Genomic DNA, 15,969 nt, shown 5'->3' with positions numbered 1-15,969 from the left:
AAGCAGGTGATAAGCTGTATGTGGACTTTGCAGGGCAAAAGCTTAGCATTACCGATAAGGAGACCGGCGAGATCATTACCGTTGAGGTATTTGTAGCTATACTCGGAGCCAGCCAGCTCACTTATGTAGAAGCTGTGGGTAGTCAGCAAAAGGAGGACTTTATTACGGCCTGTGAGAATACCCTGCATTATATCGGTGGTGTTCCTGATGCCATAGTTCCGGATAACCTAAAAGCTGCCGTAACCAAAAGCAGCCGTTTTGAACCCACCTTAAACGAAACATTCGCTGACTTTGCAGATCATTACGGCACCACCATTCTACCAGCCCGGGCGTTCCGCCCTCGTGATAAAGCATTGGTAGAAGGTGCGGTTAAGATCATGTATACCCGGATCTATGCTCCTTTAAGGAAGATGGTTTACCACTCTTTAAAGGAATTGAACGAAGCCATAAGAGCGGTGCTCGAAGAGCATAATAACCGGTTCCTGCAAGGCAGGAACTACAGCCGTAGGCAGCAGTTCGATGAGATAGAACGGGAAGTGCTTAACCCTTTACCTGTTCTTCGCTATGAGCTTAAAAAGCAGTTCCATGCTACCGTGATGAAGAACGGATATGTTTGCCTTGGACCTGATAAACATTATTACAGTGTCCCTTACCGCTTTATTGGCAGGAAGATCAAGCTGCTTTATTCCAGTTCTTCGGTAGAGGCCTTTTACCATTACGAGCGTATCGCTATGCATAAACGCACCAGGGGATTATATCTTTATACAACCGAGAAAGACCATCTTGCTTCTACTCACCAGTTCGTGGCCGACTGGTCAAAGGATAAGTTCCTGGGTTGGGCCTCATCCATTCATGAGGATGTCAGGCTTTACATCCATAATATATTCGATCGTAAACAACATCCCGAGCAGGCTTACAAGTCCTGCCTGGGTATTCTTGGGTTCTCCCGTAAAGTCGGTAATGAACGCCTGATCATGGCTTGCAGAAGAGGTCTTCACTATGGCGTATATAACTACAAGACCATTCATATGATCCTGGAAAAGAAGATGGATCAATATGAGGAAAGCTTGTTCGCAGATGAACTGCCTATGCCCAGCCACGATAATATCAGAGGGGAAGACTATTACAAATAACCTTTTAAATAACCAATGGAATGAACACAAACACGTTAGACAAAATGCGGAAGCTTAAGTTCTTCGGCATGTACCATGCTTTTCAAAGCACACTGGAAACAGGTAAAACAGAGGATTATACAGCAGATGAGCTACTGGCGCACCTGGTGGATGCAGAATGGGATGACCGGCATAACAGGCGTATCGAGCGGCAGATCTATTATGCCAAGTTCCGCTACAAAGCCTCTGTAGAGGATGTTCACTATCATGCCGACCGAAGTATTGACCGCAACCAGATCATGCGCCTGGCGGACTGTACATTCATCGAACGTAACGAGAACCTGCTCATCACCGGCAGCACAGGTATCGGTAAAAGCTATATCGCTTCTGCTATCGGATATCAGGCCTGTACACTTGGCTACAGGGTCCTTTATGCCAGTACACCTAAGCTATTCTCCAAGCTTAAAATGGCCAAGGCTGATGGTTCCTATCTCAAAGAAGTAGCAAAGATAGAACGGCAAGAACTATTGATATTGGATGACTTCGGTATCCAGCCTTTTGATGCGCAAAGCAGGGCTGCACTGATGGAGATCATTGAAGACAGGCATGGAAAGACCTCGCTGATCATTACTTCTCAGCTACCTGTAAGTAAATGGTATGATGTAATAGGTGAAAAGACAATTGCTGATGCTATCCTGGACCGGATCGTACACAGTGCACACCGTATCGAACTGAAGGGAGAATCGATGAGAAAGAAACGAAGAACTGATGATAAAGAGGTCAGTTATCAATAACCACTTTTAATAACTAACTTTGAAAACACTTTTACAGCTCTCGCTGCTATCGTTCGCCAGCTAATTGCATGGTCACTTTGCCACGGAATCAGGTGGTCAACATCCCCGGAATATCAATCTAAGACCCCAAAAGTTCAAAGCACATATCTATAAAATTGCATCTGAAAAATCAGATGCCTATGGAAACCGTAGACCCAAGAACTAGAAAAGTCACAACCGAAATGGTTATTGCCAAACTCAAAGAACATGGCCAAACGGTCACAAAAGCAGAAGCAAAAATAATTTTGGATTTTATGTATAAAATTGCTATCTTATCTGTAAATCAATACGTTAAATTGTAATTTCATGAGAACAGCCGATTTATACATTAGAGTTAGTACAGACGAGCAAGCCGATAAAGGCTACTCGCAGCGTGACCAGGAAGACCGCCTAAGAAAATACTGTGAAACGAACTACATAGATATCCGAAAGGTAATTTTTGAAGATCATTCCGCAAAAACATTCAAAAGGCCAGAATGGCTTAAGCTGTTAATAGATCTAAAAAAAACGAGAGGTAAATTTACTGACCTGATATTATTTACAAAATGGGATAGGTTCAGTCGAAATGCCAGTGATGCATATCAGATGATTGCCATATTAGGCGGACTTGGTATTGAACCGCAGGCAATAGAACAACCACTCAATATGGAAATTCCGGAAAGTAAAATTATGCTAGCCTTTTACCTTGCGACACCGGAAGTTGAAAACGATCGCCGGGCACTCAATGTAAAACAGGGAATGCGCCGCGCGCGTAAAGAAGGTCGTTATATGGGGAGGGCACCCTATGGTTACGACAACAAGACAAAAGAGAACGGCGCTAAATATATTACACCTAATCTAGTAGATGGACCGCAAATGCAATGGATCTTTAAAACAATTGCTGAAGGTGTTTTTGCACCCGACCAAGTACGGCAGATGGTAAACGAAAAAGGCTTGTCCATTAGCCGCTCGAATTTTTACAGAGAGATCAGAAACCCGGTTTATTGCGGTAAGATAGTAGTTAAAGCCTATAAGGAGGAAGAAGAGCAATGGGTGGATGGAATGCATGAGCCGCTAATCTCTGAAGGATTATTTCAGGAAGTACAAGACGTATTGTCTGGCCGAAAAATCAATCTTAGGCTTCAGGCTGTAAAGTTACAGGAGGGTTTACCACTTAAAGGTATTATATCTTGTAACACATGTGATAGGAAACTTACGGCCAGCGCATCGAAAGGCAGAAAGGGTGGTATGTACTATTACTACCATGCCCAGCATATTTATGGTTGTGGTTGCCGATATAAAGCAGACATCATGAATGAAAATATGGCTGATGAACTTCTAAAGTTTGTGCCCAAAGAGGGCATGGAAGAAATTTACAAGGAAGTTGCTATGGATGTTTACAAGAAATTTAAAGGCGATACACATTCAGGGAGGAAGGGAATTACCGCAGAAATTGAATTACTGAACGCAAGGGTAGCCAAAGCAAGGGAATTGGTTTTTGATGATAAATTGGACACCGACGATTTCAGAATTATGAAAAAAGAATGCGAAGAACAAATCAGAAGGTTGGAGCTTAATCTTGCCGAAGCTAAAGGGAAAAATTCGAACGTTTTGAGCATTGACAGAATGATTTCTCAAGCAATAAGTGCCCTTTATCAACTCAGAAAGCTTTATTTAAGCTGTGATGTACTCAAAAAGAGAGAGATACTGGGTTCGATATTTCGCGAAAATATACGATTTGACGGAACAAGTTATCGAACCACCAGATTGAATGAAGGTGCTGAGCTTATCTACTTGATTACTAAGGAATTGAAAGGAAATAAAAACGGGAAGCAACGTCTGTCTGAACGTGCTTCCCGTTGTGTACTCAGAGCGGGAATCGAACCCGCACTCCTTTAACGGGAACAGGATTTTAAGTCCTGCGTGTCTACCAGTTCCACCATCTGAGCATCGTTATAGGTTTAGAAACCTTTTAACAATAAATCCCTTCTAAAAAAGGGATTTGGAGCGAAAGACGAGATTCGAACTCGCGACCCCGACCTTGGCAAGGTCGTGCTCTACCAACTGAGCTACTTTCGCATTGGTTGTTATTTCCCGCATTAGTTTTGGCTTCGCGCCTACCTTGTTTGAGGGAGTGCAAATATAGGCAGAAAACAATATGCTGCAAATGTTAATTTAACTTTTTTTAAATGTTTTTTACAAGTCGCTGTTTTTCAAAACGTCCAAGATCAAATCATGCTCAAAACCCCGGCCCATAGCATACTGTTGCAGCTTATAACGCCGCTTAAACGCGTCTCTTTCAGCTACAATGCTGGCTTTTCTTTGTAATATACGGGTAAGGGTTGCAAAGTAATCGTCACTATCAATTTGTAACAGCGCTTTTTTTATTAGCACGTCGGGCACTTTTTTAAATTTCAGCCCCTGTTTTATTTTAATCTTTCCCCAGGCTTTTTGCCTGAACTTGCCTACCACGTAAGCTTTAGCAAATCGCTCTTCGTTTAAAAAACCCGCACTTACCAATTCTGATATGATGTTCTCAACCGCATCAGGCCACAAACCCCATTCGTACAATTTATCCCGCACTTCTTGCTGTGCCCTATCCTGGTAGGCGCAGTAGTGTTCGGCTTTAGCAAGGGCCTGTTTTTGGTCGGTTATTTTCTTTTTTTCAGGTTCGTCCATCAAACCCAAAGTTGTTAAAAATTCTTCTATTGACAGAAATATAAGCAATTTAGCATCGTCATGGTCAATAACCAGTATACTATATCCGGAGTTAAAGAAATTATAGGGGCGCAAGGCGATCTTGTTCACGACGATATCATCAGCACCCTACTTACAGATAGCCGTCGTATAACATTGGCTGGGGGCGTACTTTTCTTTGCCTTAAGCGGCCGCCGTAACGGGCACGAATTTATTGCAGAAGCCTATGCAGCAGGCGTACGCAATTTTGTGGTTAAGCAAGCGCCTGAAATCAAATTAACTGATGCTAATTTCCTGGTCGTAATAGATGTACTTAGTGCCTTACAAGCCCTCGCCAAATATCATCGCGAGCGTTTTAATATTGAGGTAATAGCTATTACCGGCAGCAACGGTAAAACCATTGTTAAAGAGTGGTTGTACCAGTTGCTGGCGGCCGATAAGAATATAGTGCGCAGCCCTAAAAGCTATAACTCGCAAATTGGCGTGCCTTTATCTGTATGGCAGATGAACGATAGCAACGATTTGGGAATATTTGAGGCGGGCATATCACAACCGGGAGAGATGGACAGATTGGAGGCTATCATTAAACCTACCATAGGCGTATTAACGCATTTAGGTACTGCGCATGACGAAGGGTTTGGTGATGCTGCCCAAAAAATTTACGAGAAGCTAAAGTTATTTAAAAACTGCAAGCTGCTGATTTATAATTACGACCAATTGATGGATTATAAAGATGCTATTGGCTCGCAGCAATCCTTTACCTGGAGCCGCAACTTTAAACAGGCAGATCTGCATGTGTTTAGCGAGACGGTCATCAAAAACAGCTATTGCCTGCGTGCTAATTATAAGGGCAAAGGAATAGAATGCCTCATTCCATTTTTAGATCAGGCATCGGTTGAAAATGCTATTACCTGTTGGGCTACCTTGTTAGCTTCAGGTTACAGCGCTGCAGAAATTGGTAATCGCCTGGAACATCTTCACCCGGTAAGTATGCGTTTGGAGCTTAAAACAGGTATTAATGATTGTTCTGTAATTGACGATACTTATAATTCGGATATACACTCGTTAGAGATAGCGCTTAATTTTTTAAATCAACAAAATCAGCATAAAAAGAAAACGCTCATACTATCTGATATATTCCAATCAGGGTTGCCCGACGATGTATTGTACAGCCAGGTTGCTGATCTTATCAGATCAAAAAAAGTAGACAAGTTGATAGGCGTAGGCGAGGCCCTGCAAAGCCATCAGGAATACTTTGATATCCCAGAAAAGTTTTTCTTTGCCGATACTGCGGAACTGCTTAATAACCTGCTTACTGCGGGTTTTAAAAGCGAGACTATTCTGATCAAAGGCTCCAGAAGCTTTGAATTTGAACGTGTTAGCCGTGCTTTGGTGCAAAAGACGCACGAAACGGTAATGGAGATTAACCTTAACGCCATGTTGAACAATCTCCATTATTATCGCTCGAAACTTAAACCGGGCGTTAAATTAATGGCTATGGTTAAGGCTTTTAGCTATGGCAGTGGTACTTTTGAACTGGCCAACATGCTTCAGTATAACAAAGTTGATTTTTTGGCAGTTGCTTACACCGATGAAGGCATATCGTTGCGGCAGGCGGGCATTAGTATGCCTATTGTCGTGCTTAATGCAGAACAGTCTGCCTTTGACAAGCTGGCCGAATACAAGTTAGAGCCGGTGTTGTTTAGTTTTGGTTTATTTGACGAATTCATTAAGTACGCACAACAAAACGAGCTGACAAATTACCCTGTGCATTTAAAGATAGATACAGGCATGCACCGCTTGGGCTTTGAAACCGCCGAGATTGACGGGCTTTGCGAGCTGTTAGCGGATAATAAATACGTTAAAATAATATCAATGTTCTCGCATCTGGCGGCCAGCGAGGCGCCCGAACATGATGAGTTTACGCAGCTACAGATAAATAGATTTAAAACCGCTGCTGCCCAAATAGAAAGCCGCCTGGGTTATCAAACTATAAAACACTTGTCTAATACCTCGGGAATTAGCCGCTGGCCGTCGGCACAATTTGATATGGTGCGGTTAGGCATTGGTTTATATGGTATAGATGCTGCCGTGCCTGCCAGCGATGGCGCTTTGCAACCTATTACCAGTTTAAAGACAAGTATCTCACAAGTGAAAACTATTGCCGCAGGCGATACCGTTGGTTATGGCCGTAAAGGCGTCATGCAAAAAGACGGTAAGATTGCCACCGTGCGTATAGGCTACGCGGATGGTTATTTACGAGCCTTTGGTAACGGCGTTGGTAACATGCTGGTTAACGGCATCGTTGTCCCGACCATCGGCAACGTATCAATGGATATGTGTATGTTAGATGTAAGCGGTGTAGATGTGAAAGAGGGCGACGAGGTCATCGTATTCAATCATCAACACCGTATCGAGCAGCTGGCCGCGCAAATTGGCACCATTCCCTACGAGATATTAACTAATATTTCGCAACGTGTAAAAAGGGTGTACTTTTACGAATAGAATTTTCTGATCATGAAGCGTATTGCCGGGGCCTTGTTAAACTATTTTTTTAAAGGATTGATTGTTGTTGTGCCTATAGGTGCGGCCATTTTTCTGGTCTTTTGGGCTGTCTCTACTGTAGATAGCGCCCTAAACCTTAGCGATGTTTTTTGGAGAGACGCCAATAATAAACCCTTACATATACCGGGCCTGGGTATTTTAAATGTTTTGGTGATTATAATGATTGCTGGTATTTTAGTTACTAACGTAGTTACCGACCCTATAAAACGCTGGTTTAAGCGTTGGATAAATAGATTACCATTCTTTAATTTCCTGTATTCATCTATAAAAGATCTTACAGAAGCCTTTGTGGGCGATGAAAAGAAGTTCAATGAAGCCGTGTTGGTACAGGTAAATGAGTTTGGCCTTAAAAAGATTGGCTTTTTAGTGCAAAAAGATTTGGCCAAACTAGGCCTACCCGGCGAGGTTGCGGTGTATTTTCCTTACTCGTATTCGTTTGCGGGGCAGGTGGTTATTATTCCTGCGGATAAGGTTAAACCCATAGTTAAAAATTCAGCTGATATGATGAAGTTTGTTATATCAGGTGGCGTTAGCGGCCTTGACTGATTTTACCCGTTGCACTTTGGCCCTAAAGCTTTTTATAGCTAAAAATACACTTATAATCATTAATGCCGCCGCCAATAAATAAGGTGCGCCAGGGAAGTATACTCCTGATGTTTTATTAGTAAAGTGATAAAAAACATAGCTGAAAACAAAAGGCCCTACAATAACACTGATGCTGTTGATGATAGCGATAGCACCTTGTAGTTCACCTTGCTCGGTTTTACTTACTTTGCTGGTTGCAAGTCCTTGCAATGCCGGTCCGGATATCCCCCCCAAGCAGTAAGGAATCATAAATGCGTACATCATCCAGCCCTGGGTGCCAAAAGCTATCAACACCAGCCCAATAGCGTAAAATATCAAGCCAAAAATTATATTCTTTTGCTGCCCAAATTTAGGTATCGTGTAACGAATTAAGCCGCCCTGTATGGCTACCAATACCACCCCGATAAACACGCCCAGGGTACCGACGCTGTATAGTTCCCAATTGAATTTTTCAAACAGGTAAAACGACAACATATATTCAACCGCTTTTTGAGCGATATAGACCAGCGTAAAGCAACCAATTAAACCGGCCAATCCGCTGTGTTTGGTGAATACTTTAATTAATGCTCCCAGTGGGTTAGCACGTTTCCAATCAAATGGGCGGCGGTGTTCCGGCTTCAAAGACTCGGGCAATATAAACAGTCCGTACATGCCATTTAAAAACGCAAAGCCGGCAGCGGCCATAAAGGGAAGTTTTATGTTCAATTCGCCAAGATAAGCACCTAAAGCTATGCCAATGATCATTCCAAAACCACCGGCAGCACCCACTAAACCAAAGTTGGCGTCACGTTTATGTCCCGTGCTTACATCCGCTATATACGCAGTTGCAGTTGCTGTACTAGCGCCCGTTATACCTGCAATAAACCGCCCTACAAAAAGCCAGGCGATGGTCGGGGCAAAGGCCATAAATACATAATCAATGCTGAAACCAAATAGGGATGCCAGTAATACGGGCCGACGGCCATATCTGTCGCTTAAACTGCCCACTATTGATGCAAAAACCAATTGCATGGTGGCGTAAATCAGTGTTAGCCAGCCATTATATTTAGAAGCGGTACTTACGTCGACATGACCAAGTGTTTCCAATAGCTTTGGCATCACCGGTATTATGATACCCAAACCCAATACATCAATAAAAATGGTAATAAAAATAAAACCAAGCGCAGCCGAGCGTTTAGATTTTTTTTCCGGTTTTATGCTTTCAGTAGGTGAAAGGTTTTGCGCCATGTTTAGTATAGAATGTTTTGTTTTGTATAACCACAAAACTTAGTTTGTGTTTCTTTTAAAACTTTTAACGGCCAAGATAACGCTCAATAGCATACATACAGCGCCAATGATGTAAGGCGCTCCCGGAAAGTGAAAAAATGGATTTGGTGTAGTGAAATAGTAGAATGATGATGTCATGACCAAGGGTCCTATGATGGAGCTCAGGCTCATTAAACTGGTTAAGCCGCCTTGCAGGTTTCCTTGTTCATTATCGGGCACACTGGTGCTCATATAGCCTTGTAGTGCAGGGCCGGCAATGCCACCCAGGCAGTAAGGCACTAAAAAGGCAAACATCATCCAACCTTTAGTAGCAAATGCAAATAATACCAAGCCAATTGTGTAGAGTAGTAAGCCTACCCAGATACTTCTTTCTTGCCCAAGTTTAGGTAAAATGATCCTGGTTAAACCGCCTTGAACAATAGCAATCAGTAAGCCTACAAAGCCAAGCGAATAGCCTACCAGATCTTCGTTCCAGTTAAATTTAGCCATAGTATAAAAGGTCCAAACGGTTTGTACGGCCTGCGCGGCAAAATAAACAAGGAACAATGATAAGGCCAGGCCGAAAACAGATTCGTACTTTTTTAACTGAAATAAGGATGTGAACGGGTTAATCTTTTTGATATCCAGAGCACGTCTTTTTTCGGGCGCCAGTGATTCGGGTAATATAAAGTAACCATAAGCGGCATTTATTAAAGCTAGTATAGATGCAGCGATAAACGGATAATGTATGTCATATTTACCCAATATGCCGCCAATAACAGGGCCTATAATAAACCCTAAACCAAAGGCAACGCCAATCATCCCAAAGTTTTGAGCACGTTTCTCTGGTGTACTCACATCTGCAATGTAAGCCGATGCAGTGGTAAAGCTGGCACCGGTAATGCCGGCCACAATACGACCAACAAACAACCACGCGATAGTAGGGGCAAAGGCCGATACAGCATAGTCTATACTAAAGCCTAATAAAGAGAAGAGTAAAACAGGCCGCCTGCCAAACTTGTCACTTAGGTTACCAATTAAGGGCGAAAACAGAAATTGCATGGAAGCATAAGCAGCCGTAAGCCAGCCGGCATAACTGGCCGCATCACTGATGGAGCCATGAATAAGTTTAGCAATAAGTGCCGGTATAACAGGGATGATTATGGCAAGGCCAATAATATCAATGAGTAAGGTGGCAAAAATAAAGCCTAATGCGGCTTGTTTTTTTGCTTTTTCGGGTGCGTCCATTTTGCCGCAAAGTAAATAAAACTATACCGTAAATATCAATTAAAAGAATAATTGCATTGACACACAGTCGCTTTTGCAGATTTTTACTAAATTGCTTTATCGTTAAATTATTAGGAAGTCTAAATAATTCCTAGTTTATAGAAACGAAAAAGCGATAGGAGAGTTCTATCGCTTTTTTATAACTGAATCTGCGTTTGCTTAGAATAACACTGTCGATATGATTTCAGTGCCCTTGACGAAGCCAAAATATCTTGAATCAAATGCATTATGACGGTTATCACCTAAAACGAAGAAACTATTTGCGGGTACTTTTATAGGTCCTAGGTTATCTTCATTATATTTCATTTTCTTGAATGCCGGATACAGATTTTCGTCAGGTATAGCGTCCTTCGATTTTGAAAACTGCTTTAGGTCTTTTTTAAGATCCTTAAACTGATCATCAGATAATGTCATCAATGCAGAATTGTATTGATATTCTTTGGCTGAGATATTGTTTTTTATCAGGTAATCGGTAATTGTTAAGGCTTCTTTAGTTGTTATGTAATAATCTTTCATGGTGTATGGCTCACTGATTAGTTTGCCATTTACATAAATAGTCGCGTTTCTTATTTCAACCATATCACCGCCTTTTGCTAAACACCTAAACAGCCAAAAATATTTATCTTTTTCAAATGCTACAAAGTTACCGCGGTCGGGGTTTTTAAGTCTCGAAGCAATCACCCAACTCCCATTCTTCAGCGTCGGCTCATTTGAGTTAGTAGCAACAGTATAAATTTCAACCGCACGGGTTAGGTAAACTATCGCGGCAGCAATAATTAATGTTCCTACTGCAGTCAGAACAATCAGTAACGGTCTTTTCATTAAATTAATCGGGGTTAGGTTTAGAACGTAAAGGTGATTTTTAGAAATTTGGCTTTAAAACATATTTGTCATAAAAACGGAAGATGTGCTCTACGGCCTCTTCTGCAGTATCAACCAAACGGAAAAGATTCATATCATCCGGGTGGATATTATGTTCCTGGTTAAGCATTTTTTCGGTAACCCAATCAAACAAACCGCCCCAATATTCTTTACCCACAAATACGATAGGGAAGCGCGCTATCTTACCGGTTTGTATAAGTGTAATGGCTTCAAATGATTCGTCGAGCGTACCAAATCCCCCTGGCAGGACTATAAAGCCTTGCGAATATTTCATGAACATTACTTTACGAATAAAAAAGTAATCAAACTCTAATACCTTATCCCGGTCTATGTACTTGTTATGAAATTGTTCGAAAGGCAGCTCAATATTTAAGCCTACAGACTTACCGCCCGCCTCATAAGCACCTTTGTTGGCTGCCTCCATAATACCCGGCCCACCACCTGATATTACGCCATATCCACGCTCTGTAAGCAGTCGTGCTGTGTCCTCGGCAAGTTTATAATATATATTTTCGTTTTTTGTACGTGCAGATCCAAATATGGACACACAGGGTCCTATTCTGGCCAGTTTCTCAAAGCCGTCAACAAACTCGGCCATGATTTTAAATATCTGCCAGGAATCTGATACTTTTATTTCCTGCCAGTTTTTATTTTCAAACGCTTCTCTGATCTTATCCTCTCCAGTCATGTGGTATTTTATTTAGTCCGGAATCAATTTTTGGAAACTCCGGAAATTTTTGATGAAATTAGTTTTTATAATGATTTTTATAATGTTTTTTGTGCTACTTGGTGCATTTGCTTACTAAACAGTTGCTAGTTTTTTGCTGTTTTTTGCCTTAGTTTCGCTGGTAACCAGTAACCCAATAAAGGTAATAATTCCATTTACCAGGATAAGTTCGTTGTCAAAAGTATACCCAAATAACGCTGCCGAATTTGTGCTTAACCAAAAACAAACAGCCGGCGATACCAGGCAAATAAACGGCACCAGTTTATCCCTAACCTGCCGGCCGCTCATAAACAATCCAAATGAATATAAGCCTAATAATGGCCCATAAGTGTATGATGCTACTTTAAATATAGCGCTCACCACGGCATCGTTATTAATGGAGTTGAATATAAGTATTGTTAAAAATAGCAGCCCCGAAAAGCCGATATGTACCCAATGCCGAATGTTTACCATCTTTTTACTGTTGACGTCTTTCCCTTTGTTAAAATTTAAAAAATCTACACAAAATGAAGTAGTTAACGCGGTAAGCGCCGAGTCCGTAGTGGCGAAAGTAGCGGCTGTTAAACCCAACATGAAAACAATAGCAGGCACTATCCCCAGATATTGTAAAGCGATGGTAGGGTATAGGTAATCTGTTTTAGCAACGTTGATGCCGTTACGGGCAGCATACATTGCCAGTAAAGCACCTACGCACAGAAAGAAGATATTTATAACCACAAACACGCCCGTAAAGCTGAACATGTTTTTCTGCGCTTCGCGGATATTCTTGAGGCTCAGATTTTTCTGCATCAGGTCCTGATCAAGCCCTGTCATACCTATGGTAATAAACATGCCCCCAATAAACTCTTTGCTTATATGGAAGCGGCTGGTCATAAAATCGTCAAAGAAAAAGATTTTGGAATACCCGCTGCTACCAATAACGTTGACGGCTTCAACCAAGTTGAAATTCATCGCCCTGCAGATAAAAAATAGCGACAGGAAAACCGACGATACCAAAAACAAAGTTTGCAAGCTATCGGTGATGATAATGGTTTTTAACCCACCTTTATAGGTATAGGCCCATATCAGCAATAAGCATATCATTACTGTAACAGCAAAGGGTAAACCATAGCTGTCAAAAATGAATTTTTGTAAGACGATAACCACCAAATAAAGTCTGAAAGCCGAGCCAATTACCCTGCTGATTAAAAATATACCGGCGGCAGTTTTGTAGCTCCAGGTACCTAAAGCGTGTTCTATGTAGCTGTAAATAGACGTTAATTTCATTCGGTAATACAGCGGTAACAACACCGTGGCTATAATAATAAAGCCGGCTGCGTTACCTAAAACAAACTGAAAATAGGCAAACTGATCGCCACTGGGTGCGCCTACTTTTCCGGGCACTGATATAAAAGTCACGCCACTCAACGCAGTGCCTATCATCCCGAATGCCACTAGATACCATTTGGAATTGCGGTTGGCAACAAAAAAGGTATCGTTGTCTGATGAGTTGCGCGACGTTAACCACGAAATAACCAGTAACACTAAAAAGTATCCGATAATGAATGTTAGCAATAATCCTGGACTCATGGTTTTAAGTTGAGTTTATAATGATATAAGGCAGGCAATTTATACATAGTAGTTGGACATATCAATAGTGATGTTTTAAAAGCTGCCGGTTTAAGGCCCTCACCCGTAAATGATATGAGGTGTTTTGCGGAGTATTTATTAAATTCGCCAAATGAATTTTTCGTCTAAGTTGTTGGAAAATGCGGTTGCAGAGTTTGCAAAATTACCGGGCGTGGGTCAAAAAACTGCCTTGCGTTTAGTGCTGCACCTGCTTAACCAGGATAGAGACGATGTACATAAATTCAGTGCGGCAATGACCACCCTGCGCAACGAGATCCAGTTTTGTAAAATCTGCCATAATATATCTGATCAGCATGTATGCGAAATCTGCTCGGCACCAAAGCGGGATCAGTCCCTGATTTGTGTGGTTGAGGATACCCGGGATGTTATGGCCATTGAGAATACAAGTCAATACAACGGGGTGTACCATGTATTAGGCGGTTTGATATCGCCCATGGACGGCATCGGCCCGTCTGACTTGCAAGTTGATACCTTGGTCGAGCGCCTTGCTACCGCCGAAGTTAAAGAGGTGATATTTGCCTTGAGCGCAACCATGGAAGGTGATACCACAATATTTTACCTGCACAAAAAGTTAAAACATTTCAACATTAGCATATCAACAATAGCCCGTGGCATAGCCTTTGGAGGAGAATTAGAGTACGTAGATGAAATAACGTTAGGCAGATCTATCGCGACACGTGTCCCGTACGAGAATTCTTTATCCAGGTAACTATGAAACTATCGGTAATTATTGCTAATCACAACCAAGGGGATTTGCTTAAACTCGCACTTAATTCTTTAATTAAGGCTGGTAAAGCTATTGATTATGAATTGATTGTGGTTGACAATGCTTCGGGTGATCAGTCTATAGAAATGCTGGCAGCAGAGTACCAAACGACTAAAGTTATTGCCAATACAGTTAATTACGGTATCGCTAAGGCACATAACCAAGGCGTTGCAGTTGCAAATGGAGCGTATGTTTTATTAGTCAATGCGGATACTATTTGCGGCAGCGAGACATTAGACCGTGCGCTTGAGTTTATGGACAGCCATACCGATGTTAGCGGCTTAGGGGTAAGAATGTTAGGTGCGCAAGGTAGCTTTCTGCGCGAATCAAACAGGGGATTAACCCGCCCTTGGGTAAGTTTCTTTAAACTGATTGGCTTTGCTAAAAACTTCGTAAAGTCCCGTTTGTCTGACCGTAATCACAAACCTTGGGTTGAAGAGTTTCAAACGTCAGAAGTTGATATATTGGCTGATGGGTTTATGCTATTACGCAAAGCTGTTTTCAATGAGGTTGGTGCATTTGATGAGCGTTTTGTGCAGTTTGGTCATAATATCGATTTTTCATACCGTATGCGCCTAATGGGGCTTAAAAACTATTATTTCCCTAAGACTTATATTATCAATTTTAAAACCCAAAGCAAGCCTAAATTAAGCTGGCAATACATAAAGAATTTTTATGGCGCTATGCTTATCTTCGCTGCCAAGTACATGTTTAGCATGCCCGAAATTAAAATAGTGCATGGCATGCAGCTGTACCCACCAGCTTATGGAGTTAAACAATAAGACTATTATAATAACCGGCGCTTCGTCCGGCATCGGTAAATCTTTAGCTGCAGAATTGGGTGCTCGTGGCGCTAACCTGGTGCTAGCCGCGAGGCAGTACGTTACCCTTTGCGAAATAGCGCAAACATTAAAAGATAAATATCAAATTAAAGCCATTGCCGTGCAGTGCGATGTAACGGTCGAAGAAGATTGCAAACATCTTATCCACCAGGCCATTACCACGTTTGGAAAAATTGACGTGCTGATAAACAATGCGGGTATAGCTATGCGGGCGTTATTTAATGACACTGATGTTCAGGTTTTAAAATCCTTAATGGATGTTAACTTTTGGGGCATGGTATATTGCACCAAGTATGCCTTACCAGAAATTATTAAAACGCAGGGATCCGTAGTAGGCGTTTCTTCAATAGCGGGTTACAAAGGTTTGCCGGGTCGTACTGGTTATTCGGCATCAAAATTTGCAATGAACGGCTTCCTGGATGCTTTACGGGTTGAAAATTTAAAAACCGGCGTACATATAATGACGGCTTGTCCGGGCTTTACGGCTTCGAATATCCGCAACATGGCTTTAAATAAAGACGGCAACCCGCAAGGTGAAAGCACCCTGCACGAAGAAAAGATGATGACATCAGATGAGGTAGCAAAGTTAATTGCCGATGGTATAGAAAACCGCACACGCACGCTGATTATGACAGGGCAGGGCAAACTAACCGTCCTGCTGAATAAATTGATCCCCGGCTTTTTAGACGGAATGGTGTACAAGGTATTTACAAAAGAACGGGACCCCTTATTGAAATAAAATAAATGGTTTGCAATTAGAAAAAACTATTTACATTTGCGGCATAATGATCAAGACATTAAACAATAATTGGTGGTGGCT

General features: G+C 41.8%; 15 protein-coding genes and 2 tRNA genes. 9 read left to right on the top strand and 8 right to left on the bottom strand.

The window, feature by feature from the left end:
• The 4 genes from istA to ACFSYC_RS14945 form a co-directional block, all read left to right on the top strand.
• A partial coding sequence (gene istA, locus ACFSYC_RS14960) for an IS21 family transposase (RefSeq protein ID WP_377129251.1) occupies positions 1 to 1,133 on the top strand: 1,133 nt, incomplete at its 5' end.
• Between the two features lie 20 nt (positions 1,134 to 1,153).
• Positions 1,154 to 1,906 (top strand): IS21-like element helper ATPase IstB, encoded by a 753-nt coding sequence (gene istB / locus ACFSYC_RS14955; protein ID WP_377129249.1) that lies wholly within the window; start codon positions 1,154 to 1,156, stop codon positions 1,904 to 1,906.
• 179 nt (positions 1,907 to 2,085) lie between these two features.
• A complete protein-coding gene (locus tag ACFSYC_RS14950; RefSeq protein ID WP_377129247.1) occupies positions 2,086 to 2,247 on the top strand; it encodes a hypothetical protein in 162 nt (53 codons plus the stop codon).
• 4 nt (positions 2,248 to 2,251) lie between these two features.
• Positions 2,252 to 3,823 carry a recombinase family protein gene (locus ACFSYC_RS14945; RefSeq protein WP_377129245.1) on the top strand — a complete coding sequence of 524 codons (1,572 nt, stop codon included), beginning with the start codon at positions 2,252 to 2,254 and terminating at the stop codon, positions 3,821 to 3,823.
• On the opposite strand, the gene ACFSYC_RS14940 is transcribed toward ACFSYC_RS14945, so the two are convergent.
• The 3 genes from ACFSYC_RS14940 to ACFSYC_RS14930 all read right to left on the bottom strand — a co-directional run bounded on the left by ACFSYC_RS14940 (position 3,789) and on the right by ACFSYC_RS14930 (position 4,603).
• Positions 3,789 to 3,873: transfer RNA gene (locus tag ACFSYC_RS14940), tRNA-Leu, on the bottom strand. The genes ACFSYC_RS14945 and ACFSYC_RS14940 overlap by 35 nt on opposite strands.
• A 54-nt stretch (positions 3,874 to 3,927) precedes the next feature.
• Positions 3,928 to 4,003: transfer RNA gene (locus ACFSYC_RS14935), tRNA-Gly, on the bottom strand.
• Between the two features lie 117 nt (positions 4,004 to 4,120).
• Entirely contained in the window at positions 4,121 to 4,603 is a 483-nt protein-coding gene (locus tag ACFSYC_RS14930; RefSeq protein WP_377129243.1) for a regulatory protein RecX, read from the bottom strand.
• Between the two features lie 60 nt (positions 4,604 to 4,663).
• Here ACFSYC_RS14930 and ACFSYC_RS14925 point away from each other — a divergent pair, with 60 nt between their 5' ends.
• Complete coding sequence (locus tag ACFSYC_RS14925) at positions 4,664 to 7,126, top strand: bifunctional UDP-N-acetylmuramoyl-tripeptide:D-alanyl-D-alanine ligase/alanine racemase (RefSeq protein WP_377129241.1); 2,463 nt, start codon at positions 4,664 to 4,666, stop codon at positions 7,124 to 7,126.
• Positions 7,127 to 7,138: 12 nt separating this feature from the next.
• Positions 7,139 to 7,732: a DUF502 domain-containing protein gene (locus ACFSYC_RS14920; RefSeq protein ID WP_377129239.1), complete on the top strand. Its 594-nt coding sequence runs from the start codon at positions 7,139 to 7,141 to the stop codon at positions 7,730 to 7,732.
• On the opposite strand, the gene ACFSYC_RS14915 is transcribed toward ACFSYC_RS14920, so the two are convergent.
• From ACFSYC_RS14915 to ACFSYC_RS14895, 5 genes are all read right to left on the bottom strand, one after another.
• Positions 7,706 to 8,998 (bottom strand): TCR/Tet family MFS transporter, encoded by a 1,293-nt coding sequence (locus tag ACFSYC_RS14915; protein ID WP_377129237.1) that lies wholly within the window; start codon positions 8,996 to 8,998, stop codon positions 7,706 to 7,708. The two genes, ACFSYC_RS14920 and ACFSYC_RS14915, sit on opposite strands and share 27 nt — an antisense overlap.
• A 39-nt stretch (positions 8,999 to 9,037) precedes the next feature.
• Positions 9,038 to 10,264, bottom strand: coding sequence for a TCR/Tet family MFS transporter (locus ACFSYC_RS14910; protein WP_377129235.1), 1,227 nt, complete (start codon positions 10,262 to 10,264; stop codon positions 9,038 to 9,040).
• Between the two features lie 198 nt (positions 10,265 to 10,462).
• On the bottom strand, positions 10,463 to 11,125 hold the full coding sequence (gene lepB / locus ACFSYC_RS14905) for a signal peptidase I (protein WP_377129233.1): 663 nt from the start codon (positions 11,123 to 11,125) through the stop codon (positions 10,463 to 10,465).
• 40 nt (positions 11,126 to 11,165) lie between these two features.
• Positions 11,166 to 11,873 carry an LOG family protein gene (locus ACFSYC_RS14900; RefSeq protein WP_377129231.1) on the bottom strand — a complete coding sequence of 236 codons (708 nt, stop codon included), beginning with the start codon at positions 11,871 to 11,873 and terminating at the stop codon, positions 11,166 to 11,168.
• Positions 11,874 to 11,987: 114 nt separating this feature from the next.
• Entirely contained in the window at positions 11,988 to 13,481 is a 1,494-nt protein-coding gene (locus ACFSYC_RS14895; protein WP_377129229.1) for a sodium:solute symporter, read from the bottom strand.
• A 151-nt stretch (positions 13,482 to 13,632) separates the two neighbouring features.
• On the opposite strand from ACFSYC_RS14895, the gene recR reads away from it, so the two are divergent.
• From recR to ACFSYC_RS14880, 3 genes are read left to right on the top strand one after another with little or no spacing between them, the layout of a single operon-like run.
• Positions 13,633 to 14,250: a recombination mediator RecR gene (gene recR, locus ACFSYC_RS14890; protein WP_377129227.1), complete on the top strand. Its 618-nt coding sequence runs from the start codon at positions 13,633 to 13,635 to the stop codon at positions 14,248 to 14,250.
• Between the two features lie 2 nt (positions 14,251 to 14,252).
• Complete coding sequence (locus tag ACFSYC_RS14885) at positions 14,253 to 15,089, top strand: glycosyltransferase family 2 protein (protein WP_377129225.1); 837 nt, start codon at positions 14,253 to 14,255, stop codon at positions 15,087 to 15,089.
• Positions 15,073 to 15,888 carry an SDR family oxidoreductase gene (locus tag ACFSYC_RS14880; protein ID WP_377129223.1) on the top strand — a complete coding sequence of 272 codons (816 nt, stop codon included), beginning with the start codon at positions 15,073 to 15,075 and terminating at the stop codon, positions 15,886 to 15,888. The genes ACFSYC_RS14885 and ACFSYC_RS14880 overlap by 17 nt, the downstream gene beginning before the upstream one ends.
• The last annotated feature ends 81 nt before the right edge of the window (positions 15,889 to 15,969 follow it).

It is taken from the genome of Mucilaginibacter antarcticus, from assembly GCF_042686155.1.
GTDB lineage: Bacteria > Bacteroidota > Bacteroidia > Sphingobacteriales > Sphingobacteriaceae > Mucilaginibacter > Mucilaginibacter antarcticus.
The sequence above is the reverse complement of the archived record's forward strand: the minus strand, read 5'-3'. Positions and strand labels throughout refer to the sequence as shown.

Bases quoted from the DNA above. Each gene is read 5' to 3' on its own strand.
- istB (WP_377129249.1), top strand. From the start codon at position 1,154: ATGAACACAAACACGTTAGACAAAATGCGGAAGCTTAAGTTCTTCGGC.
- ACFSYC_RS14950 (WP_377129247.1), top strand. From the start codon at position 2,086: ATGGAAACCGTAGACCCAAGAACTAGAAAAGTCACAACCGAAATGGTT.
- ACFSYC_RS14945 (WP_377129245.1), top strand. From the start codon at position 2,252: ATGAGAACAGCCGATTTATACATTAGAGTTAGTACAGACGAGCAAGCC.
- ACFSYC_RS14930 (WP_377129243.1), bottom strand. From the start codon at position 4,603: ATGGACGAACCTGAAAAAAAGAAAATAACCGACCAAAAACAGGCCCTT.
- ACFSYC_RS14925 (WP_377129241.1), top strand. From the start codon at position 4,664: ATGGTCAATAACCAGTATACTATATCCGGAGTTAAAGAAATTATAGGG.
- ACFSYC_RS14920 (WP_377129239.1), top strand. From the start codon at position 7,139: ATGAAGCGTATTGCCGGGGCCTTGTTAAACTATTTTTTTAAAGGATTG.
- ACFSYC_RS14915 (WP_377129237.1), bottom strand. From the start codon at position 8,998: ATGGCGCAAAACCTTTCACCTACTGAAAGCATAAAACCGGAAAAAAAA.
- ACFSYC_RS14910 (WP_377129235.1), bottom strand. From the start codon at position 10,264: ATGGACGCACCCGAAAAAGCAAAAAAACAAGCCGCATTAGGCTTTATT.
- lepB (WP_377129233.1), bottom strand. From the start codon at position 11,125: ATGAAAAGACCGTTACTGATTGTTCTGACTGCAGTAGGAACATTAATT.
- ACFSYC_RS14900 (WP_377129231.1), bottom strand. From the start codon at position 11,873: ATGACTGGAGAGGATAAGATCAGAGAAGCGTTTGAAAATAAAAACTGG.
- ACFSYC_RS14895 (WP_377129229.1), bottom strand. From the start codon at position 13,481: ATGAGTCCAGGATTATTGCTAACATTCATTATCGGATACTTTTTAGTG.
- recR (WP_377129227.1), top strand. From the start codon at position 13,633: ATGAATTTTTCGTCTAAGTTGTTGGAAAATGCGGTTGCAGAGTTTGCA.
- ACFSYC_RS14885 (WP_377129225.1), top strand. From the start codon at position 14,253: ATGAAACTATCGGTAATTATTGCTAATCACAACCAAGGGGATTTGCTT.
- ACFSYC_RS14880 (WP_377129223.1), top strand. From the start codon at position 15,073: ATGGAGTTAAACAATAAGACTATTATAATAACCGGCGCTTCGTCCGGC.